Source organism: Enterobacter cloacae complex sp. 2021EL-01169, from assembly GCF_020733125.1.
GTDB lineage: Bacteria > Pseudomonadota > Gammaproteobacteria > Enterobacterales > Enterobacteriaceae > Enterobacter > Enterobacter roggenkampii.
In genome coordinates, this window is the sequence record NZ_JAJFTC010000031.1 from 1 (window position 1) to 10,771 (window position 10,771).

The window sequence follows — 10,771 nt, forward strand, 5'->3', positions numbered from 1 at the left end:
CGGGGGAGACTTACCCGAAATCTGATTTATTCAACAAAGCCAAGTCTATCAGTAAAGAGAATGAGAGATCAAAGTGGTCATTTTAATTGAGCTGGATAACGGACATTTCAATTGAGCCTTGACAAACTGTGTAACTGCAATATTCTAATGTTACTTTTACCCGTTTAGTGATGTAACTTTTTCTGGCATAAAGGATCAAATCCTCAGGCCATGGAGACATCAGGATGCTTGTGACCAACTCAGCCTGATCAACGTCATTCAGTCAGTTGTTGAAAAGCGCATGCGCCGTCGTGATGCTGCTCAGCAGCTTGCTTTGACCGAACGTAAGACACAGCGGCTAATGAACCGCTTTCGTGATTCTGGCGCCGCAGGACTGGTAAACCTTCGGCGTGGACGCCCCGATAATCACAGGCTTCCTGAGTCACTGAAGCAGCGAGTTATTTCGTTACTTCATGATCATTACAGCGACTATGGACCAACACTGGCCGCAGAAAAATTACGCGAACGTCACAACATCACAGTATTTGTTGAAACGCTCAGAAAATGGATGATAGCTGATGGACTCTGGGTTCCTTATTCACGTTGCAGGCCCGCGTTCATCAACCCAGATACCGGTGTGACTGCCTCGGATAACTTGTTCAGATTGATGGTTCTCCATATGACTGGTTTGAAGGTCGAGCGCCGAAATGCTGCCTGCTCGTCTTTATTGATGACGCGACTGGTCGCCTGATGCACCTCCGCTTTGGTGAGACTGAATCAGCCTTTGATTACATGATGGCCACCCGCGAGTATCTCGAGCAACACGGAAAGCCCCTTGCGTTCTACAGCGACAAGCACGGCATTTTCAGGGTCAATAATGGTGGTTCAACCACAACCGGTGTTACCCAGTTTGGCCGTGTGCTTTCTGAACTGGGGATCGAGCTGATTTGTGCCAACAGTCCACAGGCTAAAGGCCGCGTGGAGCGGGCAAATCAGACACTTCAGGATCGGCTAATCAAGGAGATGCGTCTTGAGGGAATCAGCAGTATTGAAGCAGCCAACGCCTGGCTGGATACATTCATCGCTGATTTCAATCGTCGCTTCGCAAGACCAGCAAAATACCCCAAAGATCTGCACCGACCCGTGGCTGAGAGCAACGAAGAGCTGGATGATATTTTTGCCTGGCAGGAGCTGCGTAAGCTGTCTAAAACGCTGACATTCCGCTATGACAAAATGATCTATCTAGTTGAGCCTTCTGAAGAAAACACTCGCATCGCTGGCGAGAAAATAACAGTCTACGACTATCCAGACGGCACGCTGGCATTCAAATACGGTTACCGTTCACTCAAATATCAGGTATTCGATAAACTGGAATGTGTCGACCAGGGGCAAATTATTGATAACAAACGTCTTGGGGCTGTTCTGAAGCTGGCGCAAAGTAAAATGGATGAACTTGAACGCGATGGTAAGCGTGACCGGAGCAAAAAGATGCCCAAACGACGAGCTCAGGCCAGGGTTCAGGAACAACTCAGGGCGATTAATCCGGTTCTGAGCAATCCAGAGGAGTTCAGGGCCAGCTTAAAACGCTAGCCCCTGCTCTTTTTGGTTTAAAAGTTGAATTTATCTTGAGCGATTCACTGGATACTATTTCCACCTTTGCTCTTCCAGTGAATCAAATTTCTCAATCACTTCCCATGGAACCAATTTCAACTTTTCCAATTCTTCTAAAATTTCTGACGCCTGAGCTGTTGGAGGGGTAATACTCGGAAGCGTACTTGTAATCCAGTCAATTACGCGACACTTTAGCTCATCATTACTGGCTAAAAGCCGGTTCTGATATGCTCGGATGTCACCGAGAATCACGAGTTCTGCCTGAGACTGGAAGGTGGTTCCAGCTTTGGGGTCATCAAGTTGTTCAAGCAGTTCACAAAGCGCTTGTCGCGCACAACTTTCGCTCACTGGAGGGCGAGTTGTAAACCATAGTTCGCATATAGAATCAGGCAGAATGATTGTTGTTCTTTTTCCACTTTGCTTACGGACGTAGTTAATTTTCACGTCTAAATACCAGCCAATTAATGATGAGTTAATTTATACTCAAAGTGGTGGCTTGAGTTAATGTATACTCAGCAAGGAATTAGATGTTTCTCTTGTAAGATTCCTGATAATTGCGCTCGTCATTCATGCAGGAAACGTCACCCCCTCGTCTCTTCCAGTTTAAAACCCCATTTCCACCACTCCTTTATGTCACTTTAGGTGACATTTCAAACTTGCTAAATCGGGTGACTTTTTAATCTTGCAATAACATATAAATCAATGGGTTATGATTTTTCGGTTGCACTTTGCGCACTTGGTCATAGCTTACAAAGAGTACATATCGGCTACATGCGATTGCGAAAATCTGAAGATCTACTTTTGACCTTCAGAAGGTTTGTAGTCGGCGCAAATTAAGACAATTATTGATATTTCGTTGTTAAGATATTCCACGCTCGTGATATACGTGAACGGAAAGACTGTGGAGATTTTCGTTTATCTAAAACTAGTTGATTATAATTATCCATCGGCCGGTACGCTGGTAATGGTTCCGATAATATTTTTCTTGCCTCATCCTGATTTTCGGGTTCTTGTATTGAAAATCCATTCAGCGCCGTAACAGCTTCAGCATTTACTTTAAGCAAACCATCCCAGCTACGGTTCAGCACAAGGAATTCTCCAGATTCGAGAGCACTATGTTGTATTTCGTTTTGTCTTGGAGCAATGGTTTCAGCTGATAATAAAATATCCTCAATAGCCACGTCCATATCAACACCAACCAGGTAGTCAGCATTGTAATTGCTGTTTTTACCCCATGAGGTAATCACATCATGAGGTATGTCAATAGTTCCTTTATTAACCATCTGTGCTGCGACAGCATGATGATATACCGCTTTGGCATAATCGTCATTCTTTGTAATCACTTCATCTGAGCTTTTATACCCTCTGCCAAGCCTAATATGCGTTTTACCTGCATAGAATCTCTGCGTATGGGCGTAGATTTCAAGAAGCTCATTGCATGCTTCATCTACTACCTCTGGGTGTTCTTGTAAATATTTTAGAATAGGTATATATAATCTTTTTTCATACTTGAGAGTCGTAAATGAAAAGTCAGCCATCCACGGTAATCTTTCAATCTTTAAAGAGCGCATCGTTAACCAGGTAACAATACCTTTTACGATATAAAAACCATGGCCTGAACTCCAGCAAGCCTTGAGTTCTCCAACTCTTGCGCTGCCATCAGAGTATGTCAATAAATCGTGCAATAAAATATTATTTATTTCCCACCGACCGTCTGAAGTTAGTCCCATTTAATTTATTTCCTATATAATAACTTAACGTGATAGCCGTTTTTTAAAAACTAGCAAATATGTTTAACGAAACATAATGATTCGCAACATGTCATGCAACATTAGCATTTGTGAACTATGTCTCGGCATAAAAGCCATTTCTGGTGAGACATGATTCTAATCTTGAGAAAGCTAAACTAAAGTACCATACGTATCTAGCCCCAATTTTTGGGTAGCGCTTATGATTTCTTGCAGATGATTGTTGTTTTCAAGGATGTTTGGCGATAAAACGAAATTATTAAACTTCATCAACATAGCAATAACCAACTTCAGAAGGATTTCCATTTGAGACGTTTACCCGTATATCTTGTACTCGACACATCCGGCTCTATGCACGGAGAGCCTATCGAAGCGGTGAAGAATGGTGTTCAGACGCTGCTTACAACACTGAAACAGGATCCGTATGCACTTGAAACAGCCTTTGTGTCAGTGATCACCTTTGACTCTTCCGCCCGACAGGCCGTACCTCTGACAGATCTCCTGAGTTTCCAGTTGCCAGCACTGACAGCCAGCGGCACTACATCCCTTGGCGAAGCGCTTTCTCTCACGGCCAGTTCCATTGCTAAGGAAGTACAGAAAACGACAGCAGACACGAAAGGTGACTGGCGTCCCCTTGTGTTCCTGATGACGGACGGAAGTCCGACTGATGACTGGCGTAAAGGCCTGAACGACTTCAAAGCGGCACGAACCGGCGTAGTCGTGGCATGTGCAGCCGGTCATGATGCCGATAGCAGCGCACTTAAAGAAATTACTGAAATAGTGCTTCAGCTGGATACTGCTGACAGTTCGACGATTAAAGCTTTCTTCAAATGGGTTAGTGCGAGTATTTCGGTAGGCAGTCAGAAAGTTGAATCCAATAAAAAAGAAGTGATTGGTCTTGATGACCTGCCACCGCCGCCACCAGAAGTGAATGTGGTTTTATAACTTTATTGATTAAGGGGATGTCATGTCTATCAGTCTGAGCAAAGGCCAGGGCGTAAGCCTGAAAAAAAATGAATACGATCTCTCGTCCGTTACTATTGGCCTCGGTTGGGATATCAATGAAGATAAGAAGGGTTTTCTTGGCGGGATCTTTGGCAAGAAAGAAGAAGAGTACGACCTCGATGTGATTGCTTTCCTGTGTAATTCAGCTGGAAAGGTTACCGACCTTGGTGATAGAGAAAATGGCAAACCAACGCTTGTGAATGGCGATATCATCTTTTTTAACAGCCTCCGTCACAAGTCAGGCAATATCTGGCTGACGGGCGATAACCGTACTGGAGCCGGTGATGGAGACGATGAGCAAATTATTGTTCGCCTGAATTCCCTTGACGCTAAGTACGAGAAAATTGTGTTTATCGTCCAGATCTACAATGGCGAAAAGTTACAGCAGCACTTTGGCAAAGTTCAGAATGCCTTCATTCGGGCTGTAGACGCCCGTAATATTGAAATGGCGCGGTTCGATCTTTCCGGCGGACCGGCCTTCGCCAGCCAGCGTTCCATGGTTTTTGCTGAACTGGTCCGCGAGTCTACGGGCTGGAAACTAAGGGCAATTGGTGAGCCTTCAGAATCAGATTCGTTTGTCTCACACCTGAGGAATTACGTCTGATGCGCCGCCTGCCTGTTTACCTGGTTATTGACACTTCCGGCTCGATGCGTGGTGAATCCATCCATTCCGTTAACGTTGGAATTCAGGCGATGCTTAGTGCTCTGCGCCAGGATCCATACGCACTCGAAAGTGTACATATATCAATTATCACCTATGACAATGAGGCGCGTGAGTTTATTCCTCTCACGCCGCTGGAAAACTTCCAGTATTCGGACATCGTGGTACCAAGCGCAGGCGGGACGTTCACCGGTTCAGCCCTTGAATGTCTGATGCAGTGTGTGGACAGAGATGTGCGTCGTTCAGATGGCGATACCAAAGGAGACTGGCGTCCCCTAGTATTCCTGATGACTGATGGTACACCTTCTGATAGCTGGGCGTACGGTGAAGCAGTTAAAGCTATCCGTGGCCGGAGTTTCGGCCCTATCATCGCCTGCGCCGTTGGTCCCAAAGCGGGTCATGAGCATTTAAAACAGCTCACTGATAAGGTTGTGTCTCTGGAGACACTTGATTCAACCGCGTTTGCAGGGTTCTTTAAATGGGTTTCAGCCAGCGTTTCTTCCGGCAGTACAAGTGCGGGTATTAATAGCGGATCAGATACCCTTCCACCTCCTCCACCAGAAATCCAGCTGGTGCTCTGACAGACGTGAAGGTGCTGCTCTACCTGGCAGCATCTTCCTGTACAGAACCTTTTTCCGCAGGCTGTTATCAGCCGTACGAGGAATATTATGAGACGCCTTCCCGTTTTTTTTGTCCTGGACTGTTCGGAGTCCATGATCGGTGAAAACCTGAAAAAAATGACTGATGGTCTGCAAATGATCGTCGGAGATTTAAGAAAAGATCCACACGCACTTGAAACCGCCTGGGTTTCGGTAATCGCATTTGCCGGTATAGCCCGTACGATTGTACCTTTGCACGAAATTTCCTCATTCTACCCTCCCCGCCTTCCCGTTGGCGGCGGCACGAGCCTCGGTGCTGCATTGAGAGAACTGACCGTGCAAATTGATACCCAGGTAAGGAAAACCACTCATGAGACTAAAGGCGACTGGAAGCCCGTCGTCTATCTTCTTACCGACGGACGTCCGACTGACGACACAACTACAGAAGTGAAACGCTGGAAAGATCACTACGCGAATAAGGTGAACCTCATTGCCGTTGGCCTGGGCCCGTCAGCGGACCTTAATATCCTCCGGCAGCTGACAGAGAATGCCATGCTTTTCACAGAGTCTCAGGAAGGCGACTTTACGCGCTTCATTAAATGGATCACGGCCTCCGTTACTGCCCACAGCCGCAGCGTTGGGGACGAAAAACAGCCGGAGCTCAGCCAGACTGAATATATAGTACGCTTGGCCAAAGATGAGCATATAAAGGCGTACGACGAAAACTGCGTTACGCTCACCGGCCGTTGCAGCAAAACACGCCGCCCTTACCTGATGAAGTATGAACGGCCACCAGCAACGGTTTCCGGGCTGGACTTCAAGCTTAACCTCAACAGTTTTAACATTGCCGGATGCTATCCCATCGATGAGGACTATTTTGCCTGGTCAGACGCCACCGCGACCGGTTTGCAGGTTAACACCAGTGAACTGCATGGCGTACCGGGGTGCCCGCACTGTGGTAATGCCAGTGCGTTTGCCATGTGCTCATGTGGGAAGTTATTGTGCATAGACGGCCCGGATGACGTGATCTGCCCATGGTGTGAAAAAGGCCTTTCATTCAGGAACGATGGCGGGAACACTAATTTCGACGTAAACAGAGGGAGAGGTTGATGTCACAAGATACTTCACTTGAACAGAAGGTTATTCGCTTAGTGCTTTCTGAGCTGGGCCTGACTGTTGAAGACGATCAGCTTTCCCTTTTAACGAAGGATCCAGCCCTTTACTCCGGGATTATGCAGCTCATTAAGCGGATTAATAGCCTTGCTCAGGTTTCCTCTGCCGGGGTTAACGACAGTGATAATGACTCATCTGCCGTCACGTCTGCATCAGGTCTTACCGACGAGCAGCAGCTGGTCGGGAATGATGCGGATAACCCGGGCAGCGACGCTCCTGATACACCAGAACTGCAAACCCTGCCAGAAAATGAACCACATCCTCCGTTCTGGAAGCTGATGCCTTTTTACGCATTTGATAAACCGACAAACAATGAAGGTGTGAGCCCGGTATCTCCTGCACTAAAACCCGGGCAGATACCGACAGGCCAGCAACGGACAGGCTTAGCGGTGCAACTTCCTGCTCCCCCAGGAGCGAGAATAACCATACCCAACGCCCGGGCTGGCGAACATTTTTCGTCACCGGTCGCCATTGCTCTGGATGATGGCCAGCAGTCAGCTGTCAGGGACATAGTCTTTCCCCGGGACATAGGTCTGTCTTATGAAAAAGAACATCAGTTGCTTACAGGTACTCCCACGGAAAGTGGAGATTTTGAGCTTACAGTACGCTGGTCATGCGCTTCGCACGACGACTGCGAGACAAAAGTGCTTTTGGTAGTAAACGCGGACCCAAGAAGCCTGTGGAAAGTGATTGAACCACCCGCTGACGCTTCCTACCCTAAGTTGCATCTGGACTCAGCTGGCCTGGTCAGGGATAACATTCGGATTGCTGCCGCCAGTCGCCGGGGACGCTCCCATGAGCATGCCGGGAGCTTCAGAGATGATGACTTCTATATCAACCACTGCCATGAAACAGGATGGTCAGTCATGCTGGTCGCAGACGGGGCCGGTAGTGCGGTAAATTCCAGAGAAGGCTCCCGGATAGCAGTCAGGACGGCAGGCGATTACCTTTTCAGGCAACTCAGTGGAGTGAAAGGCATCCATTTAGGCGAGCATATCAGGGCGTGGGAAGGGAGCGACCAGCAGGCAACCATAAACGCCATGCTTCATCATTTCAAACAGGCAGCAACGCTTGCGGTCAACAGCATCCAGAACGAAGCAATTTGCGCAGAACAACCGGTGAAAACCTATTCAACAACCCTTCTGGCAACTGTAGCACTACGAACTGATAAAGAGCTGTTTGCTGCTTCTTTCTGGCTTGGTGATGGTGCGATAGGAGCATACAGCCCTTCCGGTAAAATCCGCATACTGGGAAACCCCGATAGCGGAGAATATGCAGGGCAAACACGCTTCCTTGACCAGAACATTATTGCAGACCCGTCATTTACCGGCCGCATTAGTGTGGGCAAATGGAATGACGTATCTCACTTGATCCTCATGACAGACGGCGTTTCAGATCCTCTGTTTGAGACAGATAATGGACTTCGTAGTGACGAAAAATGGACTCGCCTCGTTAATGAACTCACCCCTGCCCTCGCAGAAGCCAGTAATGCGCCCGAGAGGTTAGGCGAATGGCTAAACTTTTTCTCCACAGGGAACCATGATGACCGCACTATTGCGGTGTTGTGGTAAGAGAGACGCTTTTTCGGTGATCAATATGGCAAATATCGTTACGTGCAAAACAAAGGACGGCGAAACAGTCCAGTTCGTAGATGAGGTGATTGGGTCGGGCTCGATGAAGGATGTTTTCTTTTCGCCTGATAAATCTTATGTCGTCGCTTTTTATCATAAACCGCAGAATGAGCAGGCCCGGGAACGTATTGATATGATCACCGGCCGCTACAGGCAAAACATTTTTGGGCAATCGGGGGGTGAATACTGGAAGGACCTTTTTTGCTGGCCAACCCACGTTGTTGAGCACGAGAATAAAATAGGCATTGTGGTTCCAACATATCAAAGCCCCTTTTTCTTTAAATATGGCTCCAAAAACGATGATTTTCTCGGCATAAAAGGCCGCGAGAAAGAAGGCAAATGGTTTGCGAGCGCCAGCAATCAGAGTAAATTCCTCGACCCGCGGGAACGAGGGAATACGCTAACCTATCTCAAGGTCTGTCTGCTGCTGACAAGAGCCGTCAGAAGGATGCATGCGGCTGGCCTCTGTCACAGCGACCTTAGCTATAAAAACGTGTTGATCGATCCAGAAAACGGCCATGCCTGTATCATCGACGTAGACGGCCTGGTTGTTCCCGGAAAGTATCCTCCCGACGTGGTGGGAACACCGGATTTTATCGCTCCGGAAGTGGTTAAAACCAGCCATCTTTCCAAAGAAGATCCGAACCGTGTACTGCCAAGCATAACTACTGACCGCCATGCGCTTTCGGTGCTTATCTACATGTACCTCTTTTTCCGTCACCCTCTACGTGGCGGAAAAATACATGACATGTCGGATGAAGTACGTGATGAGAGCTTATCGATGGGTGAGAAGGCTCTCTTCATTGAACATCCGGTAGACAAAAGTAATGCAGTTAAAGTCGGTCAGTTATCCTCATTTTCACTTCCGTGGGCTGACCCGGCTAAAATACCGTACACAATTATGGGCCCGTATTTGTCGTTACTGTTCGAACGAGCTTTCATTGATGGCTTACATGATGCCACTAAACGACCTACCGCCGATGAGTGGGAAACAGCTCTAGTAAAAACAGTCGACCTGATACAGCCATGCCAGAACAAGGATTGTGAACAGAAATGGTATGTTTTCTCGGGTAAGACAAAACCGGTCTGTCCATACTGCGGGACACCCTACAAGGGTAAATTACCCGTGCTAAATCTGTACTCTTCGCGTAAAGAGGGCAGCTATCGTCCTGATGACCACCGGTTGATGGTATGGAGCGGGCAATCTATCTATGCGTGGCATGTGAATCGTCTTATTGCGCCAAATGAACGTACAACGGAAGCGCAAAAAAAACGCGTAGGGTATTTTGTATTCCATAACGACCAATGGTGGTTAGTAAATGAAGGGATACAGGGTCTCATGACTTTACCAGATAAACGACAAATTGCGGTTGGGGAAAAGTTGGAACTAACGGACAATGCTCAGTTTATTCTATCAAAAGAAGAAGGCGGCAGGTTAATAGTCGTTCAATTATTAGAAAACTAAGGGATGTTCTAATCTGAATGAAAATATTTGGTTAGTATGATTCGGGCATTACTCGGGAGCTTTAATACAAACTTAAGTTTTAGCTCCCAAGTTCTGTCTGTGTACTTAGTCCTGAATTTCACCTTTTAATGTATGCTGCAATTCACTTAAATGCTTAGCTCGATGGTAAATCTCATGACTCTCCTCTATTCCCGCAGCCGTCATTATATGATCAAAAGATGAACAAGAATTCAATATCTTAAGGTCATCTGTAATACATTTATCAACCAGTTTTGATTGCTCGTCTTCATGGACTGACCCCACGCCCGTAGACAAATTCTGTCCTCACGATGAGGCCTGTTCGAAGGCCTCCGGACTGAGGCCGCCGAGGTGACTGTGGCACCGGGCCCGGTTGTAGAACACTTCAATGTAATCGAAGATATCGGCCCGGGCCAGATCCCGGGTTTTATAGATGCGTTTTCTGATCCGCTCTTTTTTCAGCGAACTGAAGAACGATTCGGCCACCGCATTATCCCAGCAGTTGCCACGCCTGCTCATGCTCGGGGCCAGGTTATTAGCCCGGCAGAAGCGCTGCCAGTCGTCACTGCCGTACTGGCTGCCCTGGTCTGAGTGCACGATGACCTCGCCGTCCGGTTTTCGCCGCCAGACGGCCATCATCAGCGCGTCGAGTGCCAGTTCGCGTGAGAGAGTGGGCTTCATCGACCAGCCGACCACATTACGGGCGAAGAGATCGATAACCACCGCCAGATACAGCCAGCCCTGCCAGGTGCGGAGTAGAGTAAGAGGCAGGGCGTAGTCGGACTATTTCCCTGCCTCTCCTCCCCGAACCGGACGTGCACCTTTCAGCGCATCCGGCTCTCCATTTAAATGCTGGCGAACGCCATTGCCACTTCTGTAAA

Annotated in this window: 8 protein-coding genes and 2 pseudogenes; 7 read left to right on the forward strand and 3 right to left on the reverse strand. The window is 47.7% G+C overall.

Features of this window, described 5'->3' with window-relative positions:
- The first annotated feature begins 280 nt into the window (after nt 1–280).
- Nucleotides 281–1,569 (forward strand): annotated as a pseudogene (locus tag LLF79_RS26330) (ISNCY family transposase).
- A gap of 54 nt (nt 1,570–1,623) precedes the next feature.
- Here LLF79_RS26330 and LLF79_RS26335 read toward each other — a convergent pair.
- The gene (locus LLF79_RS26335; RefSeq protein ID WP_063402002.1) at nt 1,624–2,034 is read right to left on the reverse strand and encodes a hypothetical protein; all 411 of its coding nucleotides are present in this window, start codon (nt 2,032–2,034) and stop codon (nt 1,624–1,626) included.
- Between the two features lie 398 nt (nt 2,035–2,432).
- Nucleotides 2,433–3,320 carry a hypothetical protein gene (locus tag LLF79_RS26340; protein ID WP_131638989.1) on the reverse strand — a complete coding sequence of 296 codons (888 nt, stop codon included), beginning with the start codon at nt 3,318–3,320 and terminating at the stop codon, nt 2,433–2,435.
- Nucleotides 3,321–3,644: 324 nt separating this feature from the next.
- On the opposite strand from LLF79_RS26340, the gene LLF79_RS26345 reads away from it, so the two are divergent.
- The 6 genes from LLF79_RS26345 to LLF79_RS26370 all read left to right on the forward strand — a co-directional run bounded on the left by LLF79_RS26345 (nt 3,645) and on the right by LLF79_RS26370 (nt 9,872).
- Nucleotides 3,645–4,283, forward strand: coding sequence for a VWA domain-containing protein (locus LLF79_RS26345; protein WP_045295093.1), 639 nt, complete (start codon nt 3,645–3,647; stop codon nt 4,281–4,283).
- A gap of 22 nt (nt 4,284–4,305) precedes the next feature.
- Nucleotides 4,306–4,947 carry a TerD family protein gene (locus LLF79_RS26350; protein WP_045295096.1) on the forward strand — a complete coding sequence of 214 codons (642 nt, stop codon included), beginning with the start codon at nt 4,306–4,308 and terminating at the stop codon, nt 4,945–4,947.
- A complete protein-coding gene (locus LLF79_RS26355; RefSeq protein WP_045295098.1) occupies nt 4,947–5,585 on the forward strand; it encodes a VWA domain-containing protein in 639 nt (212 codons plus the stop codon). The genes LLF79_RS26350 and LLF79_RS26355 overlap by 1 nt, the downstream gene beginning before the upstream one ends.
- Before the next feature lie 87 nt (nt 5,586–5,672).
- Nucleotides 5,673–6,713 carry a TerY-C metal binding domain-containing protein gene (locus LLF79_RS26360; RefSeq protein ID WP_045295100.1) on the forward strand — a complete coding sequence of 347 codons (1,041 nt, stop codon included), beginning with the start codon at nt 5,673–5,675 and terminating at the stop codon, nt 6,711–6,713.
- Entirely contained in the window at nt 6,713–8,347 is a 1,635-nt protein-coding gene (locus tag LLF79_RS26365) for a PP2C family serine/threonine-protein phosphatase (protein ID WP_045295102.1), read from the forward strand. Before LLF79_RS26360 ends, LLF79_RS26365 begins: the two co-directional genes overlap by 1 nt.
- Nucleotides 8,348–8,372: 25 nt before the next feature.
- Nucleotides 8,373–9,872: a helix-hairpin-helix domain-containing protein gene (locus LLF79_RS26370; protein WP_045295178.1), complete on the forward strand. Its 1,500-nt coding sequence runs from the start codon at nt 8,373–8,375 to the stop codon at nt 9,870–9,872.
- Nucleotides 9,873–10,196: 324 nt separating this feature from the next.
- Here the strand turns inward: LLF79_RS26370 and LLF79_RS26375 are convergent.
- Nucleotides 10,197–10,655, reverse strand: a pseudogene (locus LLF79_RS26375) (IS3 family transposase); the annotation flags it as partial.
- Between the last annotated feature and the right edge of the window lie 116 nt (nt 10,656–10,771).